Raw genomic sequence first — 24,279 nt, 5'->3', positions numbered from 1 at the left:
GCGCATTCGGAACAGGGTGAGTTGGACGGTGCCCCAGCCTCGCCCCTCAGCTTGGGAGCGGGAATGGCTAGGCGGCTTCGGCGAGTTCGGTGGGGTTGGCGGGTGGGGCGTTGGCGTCCGGTGGTGGGAGGACGCGGTAGACGTATCGTCCGGTGGCGTCGCGGACGATACGTACCTGTTCGGCGTTGGTGTGTTTGAAGCGGTTGTGCCATCCGCAGCACAGGGCGAGCCGGTCGATGTCGGTCGGGGAGCCGATGGCCCAGCCGCCGACGTGGTCGACCTCGCACAGGGTGCCGGGTACCTCGCATCCCCGTACCGCACATGTCGGGTAGAGGGTTTCGAGGACCTGGCGTTGACCGGGAGTGGCGAACCGGGTGCGGTGCCCGAGATAGAGCGGCACGTGTCCGCGTCCTAGAAGGAGCGGTGAGACTCCGGCGTTGAGAGCGATGCGGCGGGCCTGTTCAGCGGGGATGGGGGTGCCGTCGGTGAGGCGGCCGGGGGCGGTGCCGCCGGTGAGGGTGTCCAGGTCACAGATCACGGTGACCTTGGTGGCGCGGTGCCCGCCCGCCAGCACCCCGGTCAAGGCGGCGGCCATCCGCTCGGACAGATCACGCCGATCATCGGTCCCGGCGGGTTTGGCCAGCGGCCCGAGCGTGCCGTCCCAGACGGCGGCGTCCTCGGCGTTCAGCCAGCCCTTCACGTAACGGCCGCCGTCCAGGGACCGCGTGGACGTGACCCAGGACCGCGCATAGCCACGCCGGGAGTCCTCATCGACGTTCTCGGTGCCGTCGCGCTCGGCGATCACGTCACGGATGCGGCGGCCGAACGAGGCGACTTTTCCGGCCGAGAAGCCCTGGTCGACCATGTCGAGCAGCACCTTCTCAGCGGCTGCGCAATCCTCGTCGTCCAGCCGGGCGACGGCATCGGCCACGGTCGACGCATAGCCGTAGGTCAGTTCGCCGGTCGCCAGAAGTTCGGCGACTCGGGGCAGCCGATCCCGCTGCCGGGCCAGGGTGATCCGCTCCTTGGCGCGGGACTCTCGCATGCCCAGGCGTGACCGCAGCCACGCTTGGGTGGACGGCAGACCCCAGCGGCGCATTTCACCGGAGGCGTCCACCCGCCCGATCAGTTCGGCCAGCGCGCTTTCCTGCAGATCGGAGGCGGCTGCCAGCGTCTCGGCGAGTTCCATACAGGCGGCGGGCGAGTCGGGTGCATTCCGCTCGGCGAGTTCGCGGGCGATCGAGGCAATGGCGTTCACCAATTCCATGGTGGACGCCGCCCCAAGATCAACCTCAACCGAACTCATATTCGAATGATATCAAGGGAGCACTTCCAGTCGCCCCGAAATAGGGTTGGATTTTTGTCACCTGATAGACAGTCGGAGTCAAGCGAAATCAGAACCACATTCGAACGCCTCAGAACTCATGATCGTTCGATCTCCGAACTCAGGGAATTGGACGGTGGGGTGGCGCGTCGGGCGGGGGGCAGGCGGAGCCTGCCCGACGAAAGCTGCACCCAGGGGCCGCAGAGGCTCCGAAGTCAAGGGTGGGACGGAGTCCCATCGCGAAGCGACGCCGAAGGCGCCCTTGACTTTGGAGGGGCGGCCCCGTACGCAGCGCCACCCCACCCGAACCCTAGAACACCAAACCTCGAAAACCGGAACCGGAAACCAGAACTCGAAACTCGGAACAGAAAACTAAACTCGACCATAAACAAGGGCACACGCCCGGCCGCTGTCAGGACGTGCCTACGAGCATGTCCCCGACCGCGGTGCGGCGGTAGAGGACCGACCGGCCGCTGCGTTCCCGGGTGACCAGGCCGGACGCCCGCAGCACCGTGAGGTGGTCGCCGATCCCGCCGAGGCTCATCCGGAGCCGGGCGCTCAGCCAGGTCGTCGTGGCCGGTTCGGCGAGCAGCCGCAGCAGGTCGGCGCGAGTGCGGCCGAGCAACCTGGCCAGGGCGTCGTCGCGGCGCGGGGTCGGGCTCTCCCAGAGCGCCGCCACTCCCCTGGCCCGGTACATCAGCGTGTACGGCCAGTGCTGCTCGACCGCGAGGCCGAGTTCCGAGAAGACCACGGGCACGAACATCAGTCCGGTGCCGCCCAGCCTGCGGGTGGCGTCGCCGCCACCGAGAATGTCCACCTCGATCACGCCGTCGCGCCAGCGCACCTGGCGGGACAGGCCGTCCAGCGCCTCCGCCCAGCCGTAGGCGGCGAGGCGTCCCGCGCGGTGCACGATGTCGCGCTCCACGATCGACCGCAGCACCGGCCAGTCCGGCTTCAGCATGGCATCCCAGGCGGTTTCCAGGCCGGTGGCGAGGAGCTCGACCATGTCCGGCGCGTCCAGTACCTCACGGACGACGGCGTCCGGCTCCGGCAGGCCGACCAGGTTGCGGACGACCTCCCCGCGGGCCTGGTCGAGCGGCGTCGCCCGCATCGTGATGAGCTGCTCGGCGATCGTGAGATTCGGCCGGGCGGGCGGCGGGCTGATGAAGTCGGCCATGTAGCCGGCGCGGCGGCGCAGGAACGTCAGCGTCCGGATGGCCGGGTCGTCCGCGATCGGCAGGTACCTGGGCCGTGCCCGCGCCACCCAAGGGCCCAGCGGCCCGGCGGGCACCCGGTGCGCGGCGAGGCCGAGCGCGTTCAGGGTCTCCAGCAACGGTGCGACGCCGAAACGGCTGGCTGCCAGGTCGGCCTTGTCCACCTCGATCCGGTACATGTTTCGTTCCTCCCCGAAACATTGTCCGGGGCGGGGGGACGCGGTCGCACAGTTGCGGACATGACTGCTCCCCCCTCGGCGTCCGCGCGGTACCGGGACGTGTTCGGCGTGCCGGAGTTTCGGGTTCTGTTCGCGTTGCAGACGTTGCAGGCCGGGGGCGATTCGATCCGGATCATCGCGCTGTCGGTGCTGACCTTCGAGGAGACGGGTTCGTCGCTGATGGCGGCCGTCGTGTTCGGCGCCGGGACGCTCCCGTACGTGGTGGGCGGCGCGCTTCTGCTGTCGCTCGCGGATCGCGTGCCGAGTCGGCGTCTTCTGACCGCGTTCCATCTGCTGCGGTTCGCGGTCATCGCCGTTTTCGCGCTGGACGCCGTGCCGCTGTCGGTGACGATCCTCCTGCTCGTCGTGGTCGGGTTGTTCGCGCCGGTCGGGTCGGCGGCCGTGCAGGGCAGGCTGCCTGCTCTGCTGCCCGGCGACCAGTACGTGCTGGGACGTTCGCTGTTCACGATGACGGCGGCGTGCTCGCAGGTGGCGGGGTAGGGCGCCGGGGCGCTGCTGCTGTCGGTGCTGACGCCGTCCGGGACGCTCTGGCTCGCCGCCGCGACGGCAGGGCCGGCGGCTGTGATCGCCCATCTGGGCCTGCCGGACACGATCATGAAGCGGGGCGGCTCGCCCATAACGCGCGGCGACTCGTCCGTAGAGCGCGGCGGCTCGCCCATAGAGCGGGGCGGCTCGTTCGGGACGTTGCGGGAGACGTGGCGGGTGAACCGGGTACTGCTGGGCGGACGGACGACGCGCGGCCTGCTGCTGGCCGTCTGGCTGCCGATCGCCATGTCGGTGGGGGCGGAGGGCGTGCTGGTCCCGTATGCGACGGGCCTCGGCCAGGCGGGGTCGGCGGGGTTGATCCTCGCCGCCGCGGCCATCGGGATGGGGCTGGGGAACTTCGTGGTGGGCCGCCTCGTGCCGGCTGGACTGCGGCCGCGGCTCACGTTGCCGCTTGCGCTGCTGACCGGGTTGCCGCTGCTGTTCTTCGTGCTGGGTCCCGGTCTCGTCGCGGCCTGCCTGCTGATGCTGGCGACCACGTGCGGGCTGAGCTATGAGCTGACCGTCCAGCGCAGGTTGGCGGACGCCGTGCCAATGAAGATCCAAGGGCAGGCGATGGGGCTCGCCAACACCGGGCTCATGACCGGCCAGGCCCTCGGCATCGCCGCGGCCGGGGCGCTCGCGGAGTTCGCCGCGCCGGGACGCGTCATCGCGATCTGCGGCGCGGCGGCCATCGCCGTCAGCCTGGCCCTGTATCGCTACCTGCGCTGACCGCGTGCCCGGACCGGCCGTCGCCCGGGCACGCCGTCAGCGCTCACTTCTCCCAGGGGAACCTGTCGGAGAAGGCGGGCTTGAGGTCGTCCAGCCAGACCGCGTTGGGGTCGTACTGGGCGAAGAACGGCTTGCCGACGAGGTCGGCGTCGCGGCACTGGATGAAGTGGAGCGCGATGGCCTTCTCGCCGTGGATGTCGACGACGCCGTCCACGCAGACCTTGCCCGGTGTGGCCGACATGGACGGGCCGCGGACCGTGCGCGAGAGCCCGGAGACGTTCTTGTAGGCGTCGCGGAAGATCTCGTACGCGCGGACGAGCGGGACGGCGAAGTAGTCCTGCGGTCCGGTGTCGCGCTCCACGAACAGGTAGTACGGGACGAGCCCCATCCGGGTCTGGGCGCGCCACATGGTCTCCCACGTCTCGGCGTCGTCGTTGATCGTCCGGATGACCGGGGACTGGGTGCGGATGACGGCGCCGGTGTCGCGGATGCGGCGGCACGCCTCGGTGACGACGAGCGGCTCCAGCTCGCGCGGGTGCGTGAAGTGCGCCATGAACGCGAGGTTCTTGCCCGACTCGACCACCTGCTCGAAGAGGCGGAGCATGTCGTCGGCGTCGGGGTCGGTGACGAACTTCTGCGGCCAGTACGCCAGGGACTTGGTGCCGATCCGGATGGATTCGAGCTGCTCCAGGTCCAGCAGCGGCTCGACGTAGCGGCGCAGCACCGGCTCGCCCATGATCATGGCGTCGCCGCCGGTGAACAGGACGCTCGTCACCTCGGGGTGCTGGATGAGGTAGTTGCGCAGGGCGGTGACGTCGTCCCCGGCCATCTTGAGATCGGGCTCGCCGACGAACTGGGCCCACCGGAAGCAGTAGGTGCAGTAGGCGTGGCAGGTCTGCCCCTGCTTGGGGAAGTACAGGACGGTCTCGTCGTACTTGTGCTGCAACCCGGGGATCTTGCCGTCGCCGAAGCTCGGGATGTTCAGCTCCATCTGCCCGGCGGGGTGCGGGTTCAGGCGCATCCGCACCGTGTGGGCGGCGGCGTCGATCTCGGCCTTGGGCGCCTCGCGGCGCAGGAGGTCGGACAGGTGCGCGACGTCCTCCGCCGGGAGCATGTCCTCCTGCGGGAAGACCAGCCGGTAGATCGGGTCGTCGGGCGCGGCCGACCAGTCGATGAGCTCCTCGATGACGTAGGCGTTCGTCCGGAACGGCAGCACGGTGGCCACCGCGCGGGTCGCGAGCCGCTGCGCGGGCGACAGCCCCGCGCGAGCGGTGAGCTCGTCGAGGTGCTTCGCCGTGAAGGCGCGGAACTTGCGACCAGTGGATCGCACTGCGGGAGCCGCGTCGTTCACCAGTGTCACGTGTTGGTACTCCTTGCTGTCAGCGGGGAGGCGCACCCCTGGGACGCATCGTCACGGACCGTGATCAATTGCGCTCAGAACACCCCCCATTCAACCGTTTGAGGGCGGTTCATACCGAATTGATGCCCCCTGCCTGGGTAAGACAAAGCTGGTCAAGGACGATCCCGACAAATCGCCTCGACATCATCGTTGACGTTCCGCCCCTAGTACAACGACAACGGCCCGTGAACTTCTGCGTCACGAGACTCTGCGGCGTCAGGCGTCCTGTGCGCCGCGGCGAGGACGCGTCCCCGATCCCGGCCTCTCGTCACGCCGTGTCGCGATCTTCGGAAATACTGGGCGGGCTGGCGAAACCTAGCGGCGGGAGGGCCTCGTGGACGATGGACCGGGCGCCGTCCCCGCCCGCGTGGCCGCCCTGGCCGCCGTCGCGGCTCTAACATACGCGACATTTCTCCTGGAAATCCCGCTCAGCCTCGACGTCGGCAGCGGCTACGTGAGCGAGCTGTCGGCCGCCGACCAGCCGTTCAACAGCGTCTACGGCGGCGGCGACCTCGTCACCGGCGTGCTGGCGATCGTCGTCGCGGCCGAGGCGCTCCGCAGGCTCCGGCGCCGGGCCCTCGCCACCGCCGGATGGACGTTCCTCGCCCTGTTCGGCGCCTGCGCCGTCGGCGACGCGGCCTTCCCCCTCGACTGCGCGCCCAGCCGGGCGACCTGGTGCGCCCTGCGGGAACGGTCCGCGCAGGTGTCGTTCTCCCACGAGTTCCACGCGGTGACGAGCGGCGGCGTCGTCATCTGCGGGGTGGCCGCGCTGCTGCTCCTGTCCCTGGCCGCCCGCCGGTACGGCTGGTGGCCCGCCCTCGCCCGCTGGGGCCTGCCGCTCGCGCTGGCGGAGGCCGTGCTCGCACTGGCCATGATGGCGGCGATGTTCACCGGGCAGTGGCTCGGGCTCGTGCAGCGCATCCAGGTCGGTGCCCTGTGCATGGGGCTCCTCCTCATCGCGTGGGCGCTGCACGCCGGCCGGACCATGCCCATGGCCGTGGCGAGAGACGAGGCGCGGGCGTGACGGAGTCGGGCGTGACGGAGGCGGCTGTGACGGAGATCGTGGACGCGGCCGGGGAGCGGGTGCACGTCGTCGAGTCCGGGCCGGTGGACGGCGTTCCGCTGCTGCTGACGGCCGGGCTGGGCGGCGCCTGGTTCGACTGGGCCCCGACCGTCGAGCGCCTCCGGGACGACTACCGCGTCATCGTCTACGACCGGCCGGGCCTCGGGCTCAGCCCGGCGGCGGACGCACGGCCCACGCTGGCGCGCGACACCTGGATCATGGAGGCGCTGGCGGTGCGGGCGGGACGGCCGGTGATCGTCCTCGCGCACTCGATGGCCGCGTTCGCCGCCGAGGCGCTGGCCCGGCTGCGTCCCGACGACGTCCTCGGGCTGGTGCTGGCCGATCCGAGCCATGAGCGCACCCGGCTGCCGCCGGTCCCCGCCGGCGCGGCGCTGACCCCGCTGGCCACCGCGGCCGGGGCGGTCCTCGACGCCACCCGGCTCGCCGGGGTCGCGGGGCCGCTCGCCCGCCGGCTGATCATCCGCCGGACGAGCCGCCGCGGCGACGCCGTCCCGGACGAGCTCGTCCGGTCCGTGTACCGGCGCGGGACGGTGCTCGGCACGGTCATCGCGGAGGAGATCGCCTACCGGGAGATGGCCGCGCGGCTGGCCTGGCTGCGCAGGCGGTACTCGTTCCCGCCCATCCCGCTCGTGGTCGTGACCGCGCTCGGCGACGTCCGCGGCCCGCGCAGGAGGCGCGCCTGGGCCGAAGGCCACGAGCGGCTGGCGGAGATGAGCCCGAACGGGACCCGGGTCGAGCTTCCGGACGCCCTGCACATGGTCCCGCTCGACCGGCCCGACGTGCTCGCCGACGCCGTCGCCAGGATCCACAGGGCATCGGAGGTCGAGTGAGAAGGGTCGCTGTCGCGCTTCTCGCCCTGCTCCTGGGCACCGGCTGCGAGATGGCGCAGGGGATCTCCGAGGGCGCCTACCGCAACGCCGTCAGCGACGGTGTCGAAGACGAACTCAAGGTCCAGGGCATCAAGCTGCAAGGCCGTCCCCTGTGCACGACGTCGCAGACCAGCGCCGACTCGGTGGTGCGGGTCAAGTGCACGGCCATGACACAGACGAGCGAACCGGTCACCGTCCATGGCGTCGCCTATGACGCGCACACCGTCCGCCCACGCGAGTCTTACGTCGTCACCGTCGCCGGACGCGAAGTGCTGCGCAAGGACTGCCTCTCCCAGGGCTGCGGAAAGCGCTGACAGAGCAACGAATCCGCATACGGAACGGAAAAACGCAAACACCCAACGCATATGCCCCCGCACTGTCGGTGACGTTACGGGTGTGGAGATACGTCGCAAGGCCGTGGAGATGAGCCGCCAGGTCATGGGCTGGGTCACTGGCACCGGCCGCAAGAAGGCCCTGATCCTGGGTTCCGCCGCGCTGCTCGTGCTCGCCCTGGTGGGCGGCGGTGTCGCGTTCGTGGTGACGAGCGGCGATGACCTGACGTACCAGACGCAGTCCGCGCTGCGCAAGGCGATGCCCGCGACGGCGGCGGCCGAGCTGCAGAAGCGCGGCGTGACCCTGGCGTCCCCGCTGAAATGCGAGGACCTGCCCGGCTGGACGAAGACGAAGATGCGCGTGTCCTGCAGCGGGACGACGTCCGACAAGAAGCCGGTCGAGGTGCTCGGCAGCGGCGAGCAGGAGACGAGCAAGAGCTACTACACGATCCTCGTGGACGGGCAGCCGGTCGTGGAGAACGCGCCGTGCCTGGGCGCCGACTGCAACAAGCAGGAAGGCTGACGGGCCCGGCAGGAGGAGGGTGACGATCGCCACCTCCGGCCCGGTGCCGTCAAGACGGGTGAGGGAACGTCCTACGATGCGATGAGCTGCGCCATCACGGCGCATCGCATTTCCCTTCACCCCTCCTGGAGCGGCCATGACCGGCACTGGGACGACGGTGCCTCATCCCGGGGCGACCGTGCGTCCGCTGCCGATCGCCGTCGACACGATGGGCGGCGACCACGCCCCCACGGAGATCATCGCCGGTGCGGTGGACGCGTCCCGCGAGCACGGCGTCCGGCTGGTGCTCGTCGGGCAGGCCCCGCGGATCCGCCGCGAGCTCGACCGGCACGGGTTCATGGGCAAGATCCCGATCGTGCACGCCGACGAGGCCCTGGACATGGGCGAGGGCGCGCTGGCGAGCTGGCGCAAGCCCCGCTCGTCCATCGCGATCGCATGCCATCTGATCAGGCAGGGGCGGGCGTCGGCGCTGGTGTCGGCGGGCGGCACCGCCGGGGTGGTGGCGACGTCGCGGCTGCGGCTGAAGGGCCAGCAGGGCGTGATGCGCCCGGCCATCGCGGTGACGCTGCCGACGCGCCCGCGCCCGACGATCCTGCTGGACGCGGGCGCCACCACCGACGTCAAGCCGGAGGGCCTCGTCCAGTACGCGGCGCTCGGCACCGCCTACGCGCAGATCCTGCTGGGGCTGGAGCGTCCCACGGTCGGGCTCCTCAACATCGGCGAAGAGCCGGGCAAGGGCGGCAAGCTGACCAAGCGCGCCCACGAGCTGCTCACCGGGGGCAGCCACGGCATCGAGTTCGCGGGCAACGTCGAGGGCCACGACCTGCTCAGCGGGCGCGTCGACGTCGTCGTCGCCGACGGGTTCACCGGCAACATCGCGCTCAAGACCATGGAGGGCACGATCCGGACCGCGTTCGACGAGGTCCGCGAGACGATGTCGGGCGGCGCGGCGGCGCGGCTCGGCGCGCTGCTCCAGCGCCGCCGCCTCCAGGACCTCCGCGACCGCCTCGACCCGGACACCTACGGCGGCGGCGTCCTGCTCGGCCTGAACGGCACGGTCGTGATCGCGCACGGCGCCTCGCAGGCCCGCGCGATCACCTCGGCGTGCGAGCTGGCGCACCGGCTCGCCGCCGGCCGGATCGTCGAGCGGATCCGCGAGCAGGTCGCGCTGACCCGCACGTCCAGGTTCGGCCGCCGGACGCACACCGACCGCGACGGCGCCGAGACGCCCCCCAGGGAACCGGACGCGGCCGAGCCCAAGGACTCCCCGCCCGGCGCCTAGGCCCGGGGAAAACCGGGTCCGGGTGCGGGCGCGGCGCCGATAACCTTGGGACATGCCCGATCCGCAACACGTACTCGCCACCCGGGTCCAGGCCGCGCTGGGCGCCGCCTTCGGACCGTCGTACGCGGACGCCGACCCGGTCATCAGGCCGTCGTCGTTCGCCGACCTTCAGGCCAACGTGGCACTGCCGCTGGCCAAGAAGCTGGGGCGACGGCCGCGAGAGGTGGCGGAGGAGATCGTCGCGAACCTCGACACCGGCGACGTCGTGTCGAACGTGGAGGTCAGCGGTCCGGGCTTCATCAACCTGACGCTCAGCGACGGCTGGATCGCCGCCGAGGCGCAGCGGGCGCTGTACGACGAGCGGCTCGGCGTCCCCGCCGCGGTCAAGGCGCAGAAGATCGTCGTCGAGTACTCCTCGCCGAACGTGGCGAAGGAGATGCACGTCGGCCATCTGCGGACCACGATCGTCGGCGACGCGATCGCCCGCATCCTGGCCTTCCTCGGGCACGACGTCGTCCGCGACAACCATGTCGGCGACTGGGGCACCCCGTTCGGGATGCTGATCGAGCACCTGCTCGACCTCGGCGAGGACGCCGCCGCCCGGGGCGACTCCTCCGTCAGCGACCTGACCGCGTTCTACCAGGCCGCGCGGCAGAAGTTCGACGGCGACGAGGCGTTCGCCGACCGGGCCCGGAGCCGGGTTGTGGCGCTCCAGGCGGGCGACGCGGAGACCATGCGGCTCTGGAACCTCCTCGTGGACGTGTCCAAGCGGTACTTCAACGCCGTCTACGGGCAGCTCGGCGTCACGCTCACCGACGACGACATCAAGGGCGAGAGCTTCTACAACGACCTGCTCGCGCCGACCGTCCGGGAGCTGGAGGAGAAGGGCATCGCGGTGATCAGCGACGGGGCGCTGTGCGCGTTCCCGCCCGGGTTCACCGGCCGCGAGGGCGAGCCGCTGCCCGTGATCATCCGCAAGAGCGACGGCGGCTACAACTACTCCACCACCGACCTCGCGACGATCCGGTACCGGGTCGACACCGAGCACGTCGACCGGATGATCTACGTGGTCGGCGCGACGCAGGCGCTGCACTTCCAGATGGTGTTCGCGGTCGCGCGGATGGCGGGCTGGCTGAGCGACGGCGTCCAGGCCGAGCACGCGCAGATCGGCAGCGTCCTCGGCACCGACGGCAAGCTCCTGCGGACCCGGGCGGGCCGCACCGTCAAGCTGTCCGAGCTGCTGGAGGAGGCCGTCGAGCGGGCCGGGGCCGTGTTCGACGAGGTCCAGCACGACGACTCCTTCGACGCCGCCGACCGGGTCGCGATCGTCCGGGACGTCGGCATGGGCGCGGTGAAGTACGCCGACCTGTCGGTGGCCCGCGACAGCGAGTACACCTTCGACTTCGACCGGATGATCTCGTTCAACGGCAAGACCGGCCCGTACCTGCAGTACGCCACGGCGCGGATCCGGTCGATCTTCCGGAAGGGCGGCGTCGCCCCGGAGGACGCGACCGGCCCGATCGTGCTCGGCCACCCGGCCGAGCGGGCGCTGGCGCTGGAGCTGCTCGGGTTCGGCGCCGCCGTGCAGCAGGCCGGCGACACCGCCGAGCCGCACCGGCTGGCGAACTACGTCTTCGCGGTCGCGGACGCCTACACCACGTTCCACGAGAACTGCCCGGTCCTGAAGGCGCCGGACGAGGCGACGAAGGCGTCCCGCCTGGCCCTGTGCGCGGCGACGCTGCGCACGCTCGTCACGGGCCTCGACCTCCTCGGCGTCCCCACCCCGGAACGCATGTAGGGATCAGCCCCGGGCGGCGACCGTGCCCCCGCGTTCGCGGGCGATCTCCTCGCGGACGGCCGGGACGACCTCCAGCGCGAACTCGGCCATCTGCTCCTGGGGCCCGCCGAACAGGAACGAGTCGATGCGGTGGCCGATCGCCAGCTCGGTCAGCTCGTAGATCCACTGGCGCGGCGGGCCGTGCAGGAAGCTCCGCGCGTCCCGCGCGTCGAGGGATCCTTCGAGGACGTAGACGCGGCGGATCTCGCCCGGGTCGCGGCCCGCGCCGGCGGCGGCGTCGTCGAGGCGGCGCTGCCCGTCCGCGAGCCGTTTCGGCGGGACGAGGGACGACGGCGCGATCCAGCCGTCGGCGACCCGTCCGGCCAGGTCGAGGCCGCGCGGCCCGGTGACGCCCAGCCAGATGCCGATCGGGTGGACGGGCGCCGGACCGGCCTGCAGCGCCGTGAACCCGTAGTGCTCGCCCTGGTACCGCAGCCCGCTCTGGTCGCTCCAGTGCAGCCGGATGATCTGCACGGCCTCCTCCAGCGCCCGCCGCGCCGCCGCCGCGTTCGCGGGGCGGGCGCCGCCGTACGCCTCGACGCCGTCCCAGGACGTGCCCGCGCCGAGACCTAGCTCGACGCGGCCGCCGCTGAGCCGGTCCATCGTCGCGACCGCCTTCGCCAGGACGGCGGGCGGCCGCAGCGGCAGGCACGCCACGGCCGGGAACACCCGGATCCGGGACGTCGCGGCCAGCGCGGCCGCCACCAGCGTGAGCGCGTCGGCGGTGTCGCGCCGGTACGGCCGGTCGCGGACGCCGAGGAGGTCGAGACCGAACCGGTCCGCCTCCTGGGCGGTGCGCAGCAGCGGGACGGACGCGTCCGGCGCGAGGGACACCCCGAACCGCAGCGGACCGCGCCCGCTCGCGGGTGTCACTGCAGGTAGCCTTCGACCTCGTCCGGTGGCCTGACGTCCTCGCCGCGCGGGTCGTCACCGGCCTCCAGCCTGGCCCGGCGGCGGCGCAGCAGGTCCCAGCACTGGTCGAGCGCGACCTCCAGCGACTCCAGCCGCCGGTGCTCCTCCTCGCGGCCGAGCTCGCGCCGCTGGTAGCGCTCGCGGAGCCGCTGCTCCTCGCCGACGTACTCGTTGATGCGCGCGAGGATGTCGTTCTCGTCCATCGCCCGCCGGCCTCAGCGGCCGCGGCCGGAGCCGGTGAGCCCGCTGAGGAACCCGCCGTCCGTCCGCGTCGAGTGCTGGAGCGAGCCGGTCTTCGGCTCGACCATCGGCGCGGCGGCGGGCGCGGTCGCGGCGGCGTTGCGGGCCGCGTCCACGGCTCGGCCAGCGGGCGACTTGCCGGCCGCCGTCCGGGACGTGCCGGACTTGGCGCTCGTCCGGGTGCCGGACCGCTTCGCGGTGCCCGACCTGGTGCTCGCCGTCGTCCGCGACGACGTGGTCTTGCGGGCGGCGGACGTCCGCGACTTCGGCGCGGTCTTCTTCGCCGTGCCGCTCCTCGTGGTGCTGCTCTTCGTGGTGCTGCTCTTCGTGGTACCGCTCTTCGTGGTGCCGCTCTTCGACGCGGTCGTCTTGCGCGCCGTGGAGCCCGCCCGCGCCGACGTCGTCGACCGGGACCGGCTGGACGCCGCCGACGCCGACTTGCGCGCCGTCCCCGACTTGGACGCCGTGCTCTTCTTCGCCGCCGTGCTCCGGGTTCCCGTGGAGCGGGACGTCGTGGACTTGGCCGTCGTGGTGATGACCTTGGCGGCCGCGTCCATCGCCTTGGCGGCGTCGGACATCGCCTTGGTGGCGCTGGTCATGGCCTTGGTCATCGCCGTCATGGCCTTCGCCGACGTCGAGGCCTTGGTCGCCACCGACTTCATCTGCGTCGCGGCGGTCTTGGCCTGGCTCGCGGCCTTGGTGACGCGGGTCGCGGCCGCCGACGACGACCGGCTGGACGCCGCCGTCGACCGCTTCGCCGTGCCGCTCTTGGCCGCGCTGCTCTTGGCGCCGCTCTTGGTGGTGCCGCGCTTGGCGGCGGTCGTGCGGCCGGTCGCCGTCGTCCGGGTGGACGACTTCGCGGCCGACGTGCGCTTGGCCGCCGGCTTCCGGGCCGTGGTGGACTTGCTGGCCGATGTGCTCTTCGTACGTGTCGCCGTCTTGGTAGGCACTGATCTCCCCCCAGTGATGATCAGTTACGGGGAGATCTATTCCACACTTTGTGACGCTCTACACACCCGGAGTCATATCAGCTCAGAGGCCCACGGGATGCCAGACGGTCTTGGTCTCCAGGAACGCGGTCAGGCGGGTGGTTCCGGGCTCGTCCGTCCAGGAACCGGTTCCGGGCCGCAGCACGCGTTTCAGGTTCTCGGCCGCCTTGCCCTCCAGGCCGGGGACGTCGTCGCCCGCCACTCCGGCGAGGTCGATGCCGTTGACGTCCATGTGGGACGCGAGCCACGGCGCGATCTCGCTCCGCCGCCCGGTGAGGACGTTCACGACCCCGCCGGGCAGGTCGGACGTCGCCAGCACCTCCGCCAGCGTGATCGACGGCAGCGGTGAGGGTTCGGACGCGACGACCACGCACGTGTTCCCCGCCACGATCACCGGGGCCACCACGGACACGAGCCCGAGCAGCGGCGAGTCGGGCGCGATGACGGCGACGACCCCGGACGGTTCGGGCGTGGAGAAGTTGAAGAACGGCCCCGACACCGGGTTCGACGCGCCCGCCACAGCCGAGACCTTGTCGGCCCATCCGGCGTACCAGACCCACCGGTCGATGGCCGCGTCCACCTCGGCCGCCGCGCCGCTCTTGGACGCGCCCGCCCGCCGGATCTCGTCGGTGAACTGGTCGCGGCGCCCCTCCAGCATCTCCGCGACGCGGTACAGGATCTGGCCGCGGTTGTAGGCGGTCCGCCCGGACCAGCCGGGGAACGCCTTGCGGGCGGCGGTGACGGCGTCGCGGGCGTCCTTGCGGGACGCCTGCGAGGCGTTGGCCACGAACCGTCCCTTGGCGTCGGTCACCACGTACGACCTGCCGGACTCGGATCGGGGGAACGCGCCCCCGATGAACAGCTTGTACGTCTTGCGAACGGCCAGCCGCTCAGGCATTGAGGTAGCCCTCCAGTCCGTGGCGTCCGCCCTCGCGGCCGAACCCCGATTCCTTGTAGCCGCCGAACGGGGAGGCCGGGTCGAACTTGTTGAACGTGTTGGCCCACACGACCCCGGCGCGCAGCCGCTGCGCCGTCCACAGGATCTGCGAGCCCTTCTCCGTCCAGACGCCCGCCGACAGCCCGTAGGGGGTGTTGTTGGCCTTGGTGACGGCCTCGTCGGGCGTCCGGAACGTCAGCACCGACAGGACGGGCCCGAAGATCTCCTCCCGCGCGATCCGGTGCGACTGCGCGACGCCGGTGAACACGGTCGGCGCGAACCAGAACCCCTGCGCGGGCAGCTCGCACGGCGGCGACCAGGCCTCGGCGCCCTCGGCCTCCCCGGCCGCCGACAGCTCGCGGATCTTGGCGAGCTGCTCGGCCGAGTTGATCGCCCCGATGTCGGTGTTCTTGTCGAGCGGATCACCGACGCGCAGCGTCGCCATCCGCGCCTTGAGCCGCTCCAGGACCTCTTCGGCGACCGATTCCTGGACGAGCAGCCGCGACCCGGCGCAGCACACGTGCCCCTGGTTGAAGAAGATCCCGTTGACGATGCCCTCGACGGCCTGGTCGAGCGCGGCGTCCGCGTAGACGATGTTGGCGGCCTTCCCGCCGAGCTCCAGCGTCAGCTTCGTGCCGGTGCCCGCCAGGACGCGGGCGATCTGCCGGCCCACCTCGGTGGACCCGGTGAACGCGACCTTGTCGATGCCGCCGTGCGCGACGAGCGCGCGGCCGGTCTCCCCCGCGCCCGTGACGATGTTGACGACGCCGGGCGGCAGCTCCGCCTGGCGGCAGATGTCGGCGAACAGCAGCGCGGTCAGCGGCGTCGTCTCGGCGGGTTTCAGCACGACCGTGTTCCCGCAGGCCAGCGCGGGCGCGATCTTCCACGCCAGCATCAGCAGCGGGAAGTTCCAGGGGATGACCTGCGCGGCGACGCCCACCGGCTTGGGGTCGGGCCCGAATCCGGCGTACTGGAGCTTGTCGGCCCATCCCGCGTAGTAGAAGAACCATGCCGCGACCAGGGGGACGTCCACGTCCCGCGATTCGCGGATGGGCTTGCCGTTGTCGATCGACTCCAGCACGGCCAGCTCGCGCGAGCGCTCCTGGATGATGCGGGCGATGCGGTACAGGTATTTGGCGCGTTCCCGTCCGGGCATCGGGCCCCAGACGGTGTCGTAGGCCGTCCGCGCCGCCGCGACCGCGCGGTCGACGTCCGTCTCGTCGGCGCAGGCGATGTCGGCCAGGACGGTCTCGTCCGCCGGGTTGATCGACTTGAAGGGCTCGCCGTGGCCGTCCACGAACTCGCCGTCGATGAACAGCCCGTAGGAGGCGCGGATGTCGACGACCGACCGCGACTCGGGCGCCGGCGCGTATTCGAAAACCATGCTCAGTCCAAGGTGAAGTAGTCGGGACCCGAATACACGCCCGTGGCCAGCTTGCGGCGCTGCATCAGCAGGTCGTTCAGCAGGCTCGACGCGCCGAGCCGGAACCATTCGGGCGTCAGCCAGCCGGGCCCGGCGGTCTCGTTGACCAGCACCAGGTACTTGATCGCGTCCTTCGTCGTGCGGATGCCGCCCGCCGGTTTGACGCCGACCTGGCGTCCCGTCCGGGCCCGGTAGTCGCGGACGGCCTCCAGCATCACCAGCGTGACCGGCAGCGTCGCCGCCGGGGACACCTTGCCCGTCGAGGTCTTGATGAAGTCGGCCCCGGCCCGCATCGCCAGCCACGACGCCCGCCGGACGTTGTCGAGCGTGGCCAGCTCGCCGGTCTCCAGGATCACCTTCAGATGCGCCGTCCCGCACGCCTCCCTGACCGCGGTGATCTCGTCGAACACCTTCCCGACGTCGCCCGCCAGGAACGCGCCCCGGTCGATCACCATGTCGATCTCGGCGGCGCCCGCCGCGACCGCCGCCCGGGTGTCGGCGAGCTTGGCCTCCAGCGGCGCCCGCCCGGACGGGAACGACGTCGCGACGCTCGCCACCCCGATCCCCGTCCCCTCAAGGGACCGGACGGCGACGTCCACCAGGTCCGGGTAGACGCACACGGCCGCCACCCGCGGCACCGACGCGTCGGACGGATCGGGCCGCGCCGCCTTCGCGCACAGCGCCCGGACCTTGCCCGGCGTGTCCGCGCCCTCCAGCGTGGTGAGGTCGACCATCGAGATGGCCAGGTCGATGGCCTCGGCCTTCGCGGTCGTCTTGATGGACCGGGTCGCCAGCCGCGCGGCCCGCTCCTCGGCGCCCACCTGGTCGACGCCAGGCAGCCCGTTCAGGAATGCGCGCAGTTCAGCGGCGCCGTTCAGCGTCGTCATCGACGCGGTCTCCGTTGACACGCTCCCAATATCGCCGAACCGCGCCCCCTGCACAAAACGGATGTCCGTTGACAGCGGCCAGTGCCATACAGCTAAAGTACTAACATGATAGTTCAATGGAGGTTGCGGTGATCGAGTTCCATCTGGACTCTGGCTCGGGGGTATCGCCGTACATGCAGCTCGTCCAGCAGGTGAAGCACGCGCTGCGGCTGGATCTGCTCCGCGAGGGCGAGCAGCTCCCCACCGTCAAGGACGTGGTCGCGCAGCTCGCGATCAACCCGAACACCGTGCTCAAGGCGTACCGGGAGCTGGAACGCGAGGGCCTCGTCGCCCCGCGTCCGGGCCTCGGGACGTTCGTGACGCGCACGCTGGCGGGCAACTCGCTCGCCGCCCACGGCCCGCTCCGCAAGGACCTGGAGCGCTGGCTCGCCAAGGCCCGGCTCGCCGGGATGGACGACGAGAGCATCGAGGCGCTGTTCATGACGACCTTTCGGTCCGCCCGCCAGGAGGACATAGCATGACCGCGCTTGAGGCCCAGGGGCTCGGCAAGAAGTACGGGAAGCGATGGGCGCTGTCGGACTGCACCCTCGACATTCCGGCCGGACGGGTCGTCGGGCTCGTCGGGCCGAACGGGGCCGGCAAGACGACGCTGCTGAACCTGGCCGTCGGGCAGCTCCAGCCGACCGCGGGCAGCATCCGGGTACTCGGCGGCCGCCCGGCGGAGGGCCCCGCACAGCTCGCCAAGGTCGGGTACGTCGCGCAGGACACGCCCACCTACGCCGGGCTCAGCGTCGCCGACCACCTCAAGCTCGGCGCGCGGCTGAACCCCAAGTGGGACGACGCCCTCGCCCGCAAGCGCATCGAGAGCCTCCGCCTCGACCCCGCGCAGAAGGCCGGGAAGCTGTCCGGCGGGCAGCGCGCCCAGCTCGCCCTCACGCTCGGCATCGCCAAGCGCCCCGAGCTGCTGATCCTGGACGAGCCCGTCGCCGCGCTCGACCCCCTCGCCCGCCGCGAGTTCCTCCAGGGCCTCCTGGAGGCCGCCGTCGAGCACTCGCTCAGCGTCGTGCTGTCCTCCCACCTGGTGTCCGACCTGGAACGGACGTGCGACTACCTGATCGTGCTCGTCGACTCCCGGGTCCGGGTGGCCGGGGACGTCGACGACCTGCTCGCCGGCCACCACCGGCTGACGGGGGCGCGCCGCGACCCGTCGACGCTGCCCGCGGACCAGCACCTGGTGTCCGAGAGCCACACCGACCGGCAGAGCACCCTCATCGTCCGGACGGACGCCCCCATCCACGACCCCGCGTGGACCGTCGGGAAGGTCGGGCTGGAAGACCTCGTCCTCGCCTACATGAGCGCCGAGCCGGCGCGGCCCGCGCTGGAGGCCGTCCGATGATCTGGCTGACGCTGCGGCAGTTCCGCGTGCAGGCCGCGGTGGTGTTCGGTGGGCTCGCCGTCCTCGCCGCCGCCCTCCTGCTCACCGGCCCCGGCCTGCAAGACGACTACGACAGCGGAGTCGCGGCCTGCGGCGCGGCGGGCGACTGCTCGCGGTTCTACCGGTCCTTCTTCATCGACCACCAGTACTACTTCGGCGGGCTCCTCGCCGTCGTCGTGTTCCTCCCGGGCATCATCGGGGTGTTCTGGGGCGCGCCGCTCATCACCCGCGAGCTGGAGCACGGCACGCACCGGCTCGCCTGGAACCAGAGCATCACCCGGACCCGCTGGCTGGCCGCCAAGCTCGGGCTCGTCGGGCTGGCCGCCGTGGCCGCCGCGGGCGTCGCGGTGGTCGCCGTGGACTGGTGGTCCGACCCGATCGACGAGACGGCGGTCAACGCCACCACGATCAACGGCATCGCGCGCGTCACGCCGCTCATCTTCGCGGCGCGCGGGATCGCCCCGCTCGGGTACGCGGCGTTCGCGTTCGCGCTCGGCGTCACCGTCGGCGTCCTCGTCCGCCGCACCCTCCCCGCCATGACGATCACGCTGGTCGTGTTCGCCGCCGTCCAGATCCTGATGCCGATGTTCGTCCGGCCCCACCTGGTGTCGCCCGTGACCAAGACCATCGAGATCACGGCGGACAACCACGGGGACTTCATGCTGGACCACAGCTCGGGCGAGGCGCGCCTCCAGGTGGAGGTGGACCCGGAACGGGGAGCCTGGACGCTCACGAACGACACGGTCGACAGGTCCGGGAACAGGGTCAGCGAGATCGCGTTGCCCAAGAGCGCCGGGGGCCCGTGCGACCCGCCGGGCCCGGATGCGCAGGGCAAACCCCCCACGGGCCCGCCGCAGAAGTGCTTCGACTACCTCAAGCAGCAGGGGTTCCGGCAGAAGGTCGCCTACCACCCCGCCGATCACTTCTGGGCGCTGCAACGGGCCGAGACGGGACTGTTCGCCGTCCTCGCCCTGGGGCTGACGGGCTTCTGCTTCTACTGGACGCGCCGCCGCCTCTCCTAGCCGAAAGCGTCGGGGCGCGTCCTGGCCCGTGAGGGTCAGGACGCGCTCAAGACGCTCGGCACCAAAGCCAATGCACCCAATTCAATGGAGGTTGCCGTGATCGAGTCCCAGCTGGAGGCCGCTCGATGATCTGGCTGACCATGCGGCAGTTCCGCGTGCAGGCCGCGGTGGTGTTCGGCGGGCTCACCGTCCTCGCCGCCGCGCTCCTGCTCACCGGCCCCGGCCTGGCGGACGAGTACGACAGCGGCCTCGCCGCCTGCGGCGCGGGAGGCGACTGCACGCGATTCACGCGGCTCTTCTTCAGCGACCACCAGAACCAGCTCATCCTGCTGGTCGCCGTCGTCCTGTTCCTCCCCGGCATCATCGGGGTGTTCTGGGGCGCGCCGCTCATCACCCGCGAGATCGAACACGGCACGCACCGGCTCGTCTGGAACCAGAGCGTCACCCGGACCCGCTGGCTGGCCGCCAAGCTCGGGCTCGTCGGCCTGGCCGCCGTGGTCGCCGCGGGGCTCGCGGTACTGGCCGTGAGCTGGTGGTCCGACCCCATCGACCAGGCGGCGGTGAGCACCGGCGCCGCCCGCATCACGCCCGCGGTGTTCATGGCGCGCGGCATCGTCCCGCTCGGCTACGCGGCCTTCGCGTTCGCGCTCGGCGTCACCGTCGGCGTCCTCGTCCGCCGCACCCTCCCCGCCATGGCGATCACACTGGTGGCCTTCGCCGCCGTCCAGATCGCGGTGCCGATGCTCGTCCGGCCCCACCTGGTCCCGCCGGTGACCAGGACCATCGAGATCACGGCGGACAACCGCGGGGAGATCATGCTGCGCAGAGGCGAGGACGGCCGCGTGAGCCTCCTGCTCCAGGCGGAGGCGGAGCAGGCGTCCTGGACGCTGGAGAACACGACGGTCGGCTCGTCCGGGCGGAAGCTCGACGAAATCATCCTGACCGGTCCCGGCGCGGCCGCATGCGAGGCGCGGCCGCCCGCGCCGAACGGCGAACCGCCGGACGGCCCGCCCCAGGCATGCTTCGACTTCATCAAGCAGCAGGGATACCGGCAGAAGGTCGTCTACCATCCCGCTGATCATTTCTGGCCGCTGCAGCGGGCCGAGACCGGTCTGTTCGCCGTCCTCGCGCTGGGACTGACAGGCTTCTGCTTCTACTGGACGCGCCGCCGCCTGTCCTGAAAGGCCGGCGCGTCCTAGCCCGAGAGGGTCAGGGCGCGCTGGAGGCTCTCGGCACTGGCGCGCAACCGGTGCGCCGACCGCTCGATCCTCGGCAGCCTGCCGGGACGGCAGGACACGGCGAGCGCGCCGAGGACGGCGCCGCTCGCGTCCATGACCGGGACGGCGGCGCAGCCGGTGCCGAGCGCGTACTCCTCGCGGTCGAGCACCAGCCCGCCGGAGGAGTCGAGCGAGCGGATCAGCCGTCCGGGCTCGGTGATGGTGTGCGGGGTCAGGTCGGCGAGCGGGTGCCGGGACAGGTAGTCGCGGCGGCGGTCGTCGTCGAACTGGCTCAGCACGCACTTGCCGAGCGCGGTGGCGTGCGCGGCGTCCTCGAAGCCGACCCACAGGTCGACGCGGGGGGTGCGCGGGCTGTCGGCGACGTCGATGAGGCGGATCTCGTCGTCCATGTGCATGCTGAAGTAGGCGGCGGCGCCGAGCTCGTCGCGCAGCGCGATCAAGGCCGGGCGGACGGCGGCGAGCAGCCGCTGCGCCCGGCTCCGCCCGTGCAGGGTCTCGACGCGGTCGCCGAGCACCCAGGCGCCGTCCGGCAGCCGGGTCGCGTAGCCCTCGTGCGCGAGCGTGCGCAGCAGGTGGTAGGTGGTCGCGAGCGGGAGCCGGGCCTCGCGGGCCAGCAGCTTCGCGGGCGCTCCGCTCGGATGGGACGCCACCGCCTCCATCAGCCGCAGAGCACGCTGCACCGAGGCGATGAGCGTCGGCTTGCGTGGCTCACTCATCACGGACAGCGAACCCCTCCGCCTTGGTCTGGTCAAGGGCTTCGGTGACAGTCCAGCCCATTGGATCATTTCTGCTGTCCGGCGGGGCAGTGTTTCCCGATCCCGCCACGGGAAAGGCCGTGCTCATGTAAAGGCCACTCCGGGGCAAGGAGCACGCATGAGCCAGACGCAGCGGGCGCGCGGGCACGTCGACGAGCGGACGGCACGGAAGGTCGCCGAGGAGGCGCGCGAGGCGGAATGGCGGCTGCCGAGCTTCGGCAAGCAGCTCTTCCTCGGCGATTTCCGGCTGGACCTCGTCCATCCGCATCCCCGTCCCGCCGCGGAGGCGCGGCGCAAGGGCGAGGAGTTCCTGGCCGCGCTGACCGAGTTCTGCGCCACCAAGATCGACCCGGCGGCGATCGAGCGGGACTCGCGCATCCCCGACGACGTCATCGCCGGCCTGCGCGACCTCGGCGCGCTCGGCATGAAGATCCCGGAGAAGCACGGCGGGCTCGGGCTCAGCCAGCTCTACTACGGCCGCGCGCTGGTGATCGTCGGGTCGGTGAACCCGGCGCTGGCCGCGCTGCTGTCGGCGCACCAGTCCATCGGCGTCCCGCAGCCGGTCAAGATGTTCGGGACGCGCGAGCAGAAGGACGAGTGGCTCCCGCGCTGCGCCCGCCAGGTCAGCGCGTTCCTGCTCACCGAGCCCGACGTCGGCTCCGACCCGGCCCGGCTGCGCGCCACCGCCGTCCCGGACGGGGACGGCTACGTCCTCGACGGCGTCAAGCTGTGGACGACCAACGGCGTCGTCGCCGACCTGGTCGTCGTCATGGCCCGCGTCCCCAAGTCGGACGGCCACCGCGGCGGCATCTCCGCGTTCATCGTCGACATGGCCACGCCCGGCATCACGGTCGAGAACCGCAACGCGTTCATGGGGCTGCGCGGCATCGAGAACGGCGTCACCCGCTTCCACAACGTCCGCGTCCCGAAGGCGAACCTGATCGGCGCCGAGGGCGCGGGCCTGAAGATCGCGCTGACCACCCTCAACACCGGACGCCTGTCCCTGCCCGCGATCTGCGCGGCGAGCGGCAAATGGGCGACCAGGATCGCGCGGGAATGGTCGCGGGAGCGGGTGCAGTGGGGCCGTCCGGTCGGCGAGCACGAAGCCGTCTCCCGCAAGATCGCGTTCATCGCGGCGACCGCGTACGCGATGGAGGCGATGCTCGACCTGTCCGGCCAGCTCGCCGACGACGAACGCAACGACATCCGCATCGAGGCGGCGCTCGCGAAACTCTGGACCTCCGAGATGGCGTGCCGCGCCGCCGACGAGCTGATCCAGCTGCGCGGCGGCCGCGGCTACGAGACCGCCGAGTCCCTCGCGGCCCGCGGCGAGCGCGGCGTGCCCGCCGAGCAGCTGTACCGCGACCTGCGGATCAACCGGATCTTCGAGGGCTCCACCGAGATCATGCACCTGCTGATCGCGCGCGAGGCGGTCGACGCGCATCTGTCGGTGGCGGGCGACATCATCGACCCCGACGCGTCCACCGGCGAGAAGGCCCGGGCGGCGGCCAAGGCCGGTGGTTTCTACGCCCGCTGGCTCCCGACGCTGGTCACCGGCGCCGGGCACCGCCCGTCGTCCTACGGCGAGTTCGGGCCCCTCGCCAGGCACCTGCGGTACGTCGAGCGCGCGTCCCGCAAGCTCGCCCGGTCCATCTTCTACGCGGCCGGACGCTGGCAGGGCGGCCTCGAACGCCGGCAGGGCTTCCTCGGCCGGATGGTCGACATCGGCGCCGAGCTGTTCGCGATGAGCGCGGTCTGCGTCCGCGCCCACGCCGACGCGTCCGGCGAGGGGCCCCTGGCCTCGGGAGCCACGGGCATGTCGGCCGTCCGCCTAGCCGACGCGTTCTGCCGCCAGTCACGCGTCCGCGTCGAGGAGCTGTTCGACGGCCTGTGGCGCAACACCGACGCCCTGGACGTGAAGCTCGCCCACTCCGTCCTGGCGGGCGACTTCACGTGGCTGGAGGAGGGCGTCCTGGACCCGTCCATCCCCGGCCCCTGGATAGCCCCCAGCGACCCGGGCCCGACCGAAAAGGACAACGTCCACCGCACCATCCCCTGACCAGGGTCGCCGCGCGGCTCGCGCGCCTCCCGCGCGTGGATGGGTAGACTGGCGCGACTTTGCGCCGGAGATCGAACCGTCCCTTGCGGATCAGGTCATTTCGGTCCGGCGAACGAGAGCCGAACGCCAACGCACCCAGCGAGCGGGAAGTAATGCAGTCACCTGGTCAGAAGAAGTCCATCGCAGGAACCCTCCTCAATCTCGTCGGGAGCCGTCCGAAGAAGGCGGGGCCCGCGCAGGGGCCCGCACCGGACGGCGACGTCGTCCAGCCGGCCGCCGGGGAGGGGTCGCTGGAGAACCATCTGGGCGGGGACGAGGCCCGCAACTACCGCAAGTACGAGTACGACACCGTCGCGCCGCACGTCGGCCGGTCGATGCTGGAGGTCGGGTCCGGCCTCGGGCACTTCTCCGAGCAGTTCGCCGGACGCCTCGACTACCTCGTCGTCAGCGATAACGACCCCTACTGCGTCGGTGAGCTGCGCAAGCGCTACGAGGGCAGCGACGACGTCGAGGTCATCGACCTGGCCCTGCCCGCCGAGATCGAGATCCGGCAGAAGGTCGACACGGTCGTGATGATGAACGTCCTGGAGCACATCAAGGACGACGCGCAGGCGCTGCGCGACCTCGCCGCCGTCACCCAGCCCGGCGGCCGCATCGTGATCTGGGTGCCCGGCTACATGCAGCTCTACGGGGACTTCGACCGCAAGGTCGGGCACGTCACCCGGTACACGCCCTCGACGCTGGAGGAGACCGTCCGCGCGGCGGGGCTCGTCCCCGAGGTGCTCAAGCCGATCAACTTCCTCGGCGGGATCGCCTGGTGGTTCGCGGTCCGCCGCGGCGGCGCCGGCTACCCCGACCCGAAGCTCGTCAAGATCTACGACCGGACGGTCGTGCCGGCCACGCGGGCCATCGAGCGGTTCGTCCGGCCGCCGTTCGGGCAGACGGTCTTCTGCGTCGCGCGCGTGCCGCGCTAAGAGGGGCTATCCGGCGACGGGAATGGATCACGGACGGTGGTCCGTTCCCGT

24 protein-coding genes are annotated in these 24,279 nt (G+C 71.5%); 14 read left to right on the top strand and 10 right to left on the bottom strand.

The features are described from left to right. Positions 1-67 precede the first annotated feature (67 nt). Positions 68-1,306, bottom strand: a complete 1,239-nt coding sequence (locus ACH34S_RS28885) for a DUF222 domain-containing protein (RefSeq protein ID WP_395955969.1) — start codon at positions 1,304-1,306, stop codon at positions 68-70. A 430-nt stretch (positions 1,307-1,736) separates the two neighbouring features. After that, the gene (locus ACH34S_RS28880; RefSeq protein WP_395955968.1) at positions 1,737-2,717 is read right to left on the bottom strand and encodes an ArsR/SmtB family transcription factor; all 981 of its coding nucleotides are present in this window, start codon (positions 2,715-2,717) and stop codon (positions 1,737-1,739) included. A 60-nt stretch (positions 2,718-2,777) separates the two neighbouring features. Between ACH34S_RS28880 and ACH34S_RS28875 the strand changes: the two genes are divergently transcribed. Both ACH34S_RS28875 and ACH34S_RS28870 read left to right on the top strand, forming a co-directional pair. Next, positions 2,778-3,257 (top strand): hypothetical protein, encoded by a 480-nt coding sequence (locus tag ACH34S_RS28875; RefSeq protein ID WP_395955967.1) that lies wholly within the window; start codon positions 2,778-2,780, stop codon positions 3,255-3,257. A gap of 24 nt (positions 3,258-3,281) precedes the next feature. Next, positions 3,282-4,031 (top strand): hypothetical protein, encoded by a 750-nt coding sequence (locus ACH34S_RS28870; RefSeq protein ID WP_395955966.1) that lies wholly within the window; start codon positions 3,282-3,284, stop codon positions 4,029-4,031. Positions 4,032-4,074: 43 nt separating this feature from the next. On the opposite strand, the gene ACH34S_RS28865 is transcribed toward ACH34S_RS28870, so the two are convergent. Further along, on the bottom strand, positions 4,075-5,391 hold the full coding sequence (locus ACH34S_RS28865) for a KamA family radical SAM protein (RefSeq protein ID WP_395955965.1): 1,317 nt from the start codon (positions 5,389-5,391) through the stop codon (positions 4,075-4,077). A 373-nt stretch (positions 5,392-5,764) separates the two neighbouring features. On the opposite strand from ACH34S_RS28865, the gene ACH34S_RS28860 reads away from it, so the two are divergent. The 6 genes from ACH34S_RS28860 (at position 5,765) to argS (ending at position 11,318) form a co-directional block, all read left to right on the top strand. After that, positions 5,765-6,454, top strand: coding sequence for a DUF998 domain-containing protein (locus ACH34S_RS28860; RefSeq protein WP_395955964.1), 690 nt, complete (start codon positions 5,765-5,767; stop codon positions 6,452-6,454). Positions 6,455-6,465: 11 nt separating this feature from the next. Continuing rightward, entirely contained in the window at positions 6,466-7,344 is an 879-nt protein-coding gene (locus ACH34S_RS28855) for an alpha/beta fold hydrolase (protein WP_395955963.1), read from the top strand. Then, on the top strand, positions 7,341-7,697 hold the full coding sequence (locus tag ACH34S_RS28850; protein ID WP_395955962.1) for a hypothetical protein: 357 nt from the start codon (positions 7,341-7,343) through the stop codon (positions 7,695-7,697). The genes ACH34S_RS28855 and ACH34S_RS28850 overlap by 4 nt, the downstream gene beginning before the upstream one ends. A gap of 82 nt (positions 7,698-7,779) precedes the next feature. Beyond that, positions 7,780-8,238: a hypothetical protein gene (locus ACH34S_RS28845; protein ID WP_395955961.1), complete on the top strand. Its 459-nt coding sequence runs from the start codon at positions 7,780-7,782 to the stop codon at positions 8,236-8,238. A 136-nt stretch (positions 8,239-8,374) separates the two neighbouring features. Continuing rightward, positions 8,375-9,520 (top strand): phosphate acyltransferase PlsX, encoded by a 1,146-nt coding sequence (gene plsX, locus ACH34S_RS28840; protein ID WP_395955960.1) that lies wholly within the window; start codon positions 8,375-8,377, stop codon positions 9,518-9,520. A gap of 52 nt (positions 9,521-9,572) precedes the next feature. Beyond that, the gene (gene argS, locus ACH34S_RS28835; RefSeq protein WP_395955959.1) at positions 9,573-11,318 is read left to right on the top strand and encodes an arginine--tRNA ligase; all 1,746 of its coding nucleotides are present in this window, start codon (positions 9,573-9,575) and stop codon (positions 11,316-11,318) included. 3 nt (positions 11,319-11,321) lie between these two features. Here the strand turns inward: argS and ACH34S_RS28830 are convergent, their stop codons facing one another. The 6 genes from ACH34S_RS28830 to deoC form a co-directional block, all read right to left on the bottom strand. Beyond that, positions 11,322-12,230: an LLM class flavin-dependent oxidoreductase gene (locus ACH34S_RS28830; protein ID WP_395955958.1), complete on the bottom strand. Its 909-nt coding sequence runs from the start codon at positions 12,228-12,230 to the stop codon at positions 11,322-11,324. Next, positions 12,227-12,472: a DUF2630 family protein gene (locus ACH34S_RS28825; protein WP_395955957.1), complete on the bottom strand. Its 246-nt coding sequence runs from the start codon at positions 12,470-12,472 to the stop codon at positions 12,227-12,229. Before ACH34S_RS28825 ends, ACH34S_RS28830 begins: the two co-directional genes overlap by 4 nt. Positions 12,473-12,484: 12 nt before the next feature. After that, positions 12,485-13,459, bottom strand: coding sequence for a hypothetical protein (locus tag ACH34S_RS28820; protein ID WP_395955956.1), 975 nt, complete (start codon positions 13,457-13,459; stop codon positions 12,485-12,487). 82 nt (positions 13,460-13,541) lie between these two features. Beyond that, complete coding sequence (locus ACH34S_RS28815; protein WP_395955955.1) at positions 13,542-14,396, bottom strand: aldehyde dehydrogenase family protein; 855 nt, start codon at positions 14,394-14,396, stop codon at positions 13,542-13,544. Continuing rightward, complete coding sequence (locus tag ACH34S_RS28810) at positions 14,389-15,819, bottom strand: aldehyde dehydrogenase family protein (RefSeq protein WP_395955954.1); 1,431 nt, start codon at positions 15,817-15,819, stop codon at positions 14,389-14,391. Before ACH34S_RS28810 ends, ACH34S_RS28815 begins: the two co-directional genes overlap by 8 nt. Positions 15,820-15,821: 2 nt before the next feature. Next, a complete protein-coding gene (gene deoC / locus ACH34S_RS28805) occupies positions 15,822-16,745 on the bottom strand; it encodes a deoxyribose-phosphate aldolase (RefSeq protein ID WP_395956237.1) in 924 nt (307 codons plus the stop codon). A gap of 116 nt (positions 16,746-16,861) precedes the next feature. Between deoC and ACH34S_RS28800 the strand changes: the two genes are divergently transcribed. The 4 genes from ACH34S_RS28800 (at position 16,862) to ACH34S_RS28785 (ending at position 20,383) form a co-directional block, all read left to right on the top strand. Then, the gene (locus ACH34S_RS28800) at positions 16,862-17,266 is read left to right on the top strand and encodes a GntR family transcriptional regulator (RefSeq protein ID WP_395955953.1); all 405 of its coding nucleotides are present in this window, start codon (positions 16,862-16,864) and stop codon (positions 17,264-17,266) included. Further along, positions 17,263-18,141 (top strand): ABC transporter ATP-binding protein, encoded by an 879-nt coding sequence (locus tag ACH34S_RS28795; protein ID WP_395955952.1) that lies wholly within the window; start codon positions 17,263-17,265, stop codon positions 18,139-18,141. The genes ACH34S_RS28800 and ACH34S_RS28795 overlap by 4 nt, the downstream gene beginning before the upstream one ends. Continuing rightward, positions 18,138-19,202: an ABC transporter permease subunit gene (locus ACH34S_RS28790; RefSeq protein WP_395955951.1), complete on the top strand. Its 1,065-nt coding sequence runs from the start codon at positions 18,138-18,140 to the stop codon at positions 19,200-19,202. The genes ACH34S_RS28795 and ACH34S_RS28790 overlap by 4 nt, the downstream gene beginning before the upstream one ends. Positions 19,203-19,327: 125 nt before the next feature. Continuing rightward, positions 19,328-20,383 carry an ABC transporter permease gene (locus ACH34S_RS28785; protein ID WP_395955950.1) on the top strand — a complete coding sequence of 352 codons (1,056 nt, stop codon included), beginning with the start codon at positions 19,328-19,330 and terminating at the stop codon, positions 20,381-20,383. 14 nt (positions 20,384-20,397) lie between these two features. Here the strand turns inward: ACH34S_RS28785 and ACH34S_RS28780 are convergent, their stop codons facing one another. Next, a complete protein-coding gene (locus tag ACH34S_RS28780) occupies positions 20,398-21,156 on the bottom strand; it encodes an IclR family transcriptional regulator (RefSeq protein ID WP_395955949.1) in 759 nt (252 codons plus the stop codon). Positions 21,157-21,313: 157 nt separating this feature from the next. Here ACH34S_RS28780 and ACH34S_RS28775 point away from each other — a divergent pair, with 157 nt between their 5' ends. Next, complete coding sequence (locus tag ACH34S_RS28775; RefSeq protein WP_395955948.1) at positions 21,314-23,254, top strand: acyl-CoA dehydrogenase family protein; 1,941 nt, start codon at positions 21,314-21,316, stop codon at positions 23,252-23,254. Positions 23,255-23,406: 152 nt separating this feature from the next. Beyond that, on the top strand, positions 23,407-24,228 hold the full coding sequence (locus tag ACH34S_RS28770; protein WP_395955947.1) for a class I SAM-dependent methyltransferase: 822 nt from the start codon (positions 23,407-23,409) through the stop codon (positions 24,226-24,228). Positions 24,229-24,279 lie beyond the last annotated feature (51 nt).

The organism is Actinomadura sp. 3N508, from assembly GCF_044326375.1.
In the GTDB taxonomy this organism is placed as follows: domain Bacteria; phylum Actinomycetota; class Actinomycetes; order Streptosporangiales; family Streptosporangiaceae; genus Spirillospora.
Note: the sequence above shows the minus strand (reverse complement) of the source record. Positions and strands in the feature narration are given on the sequence as shown.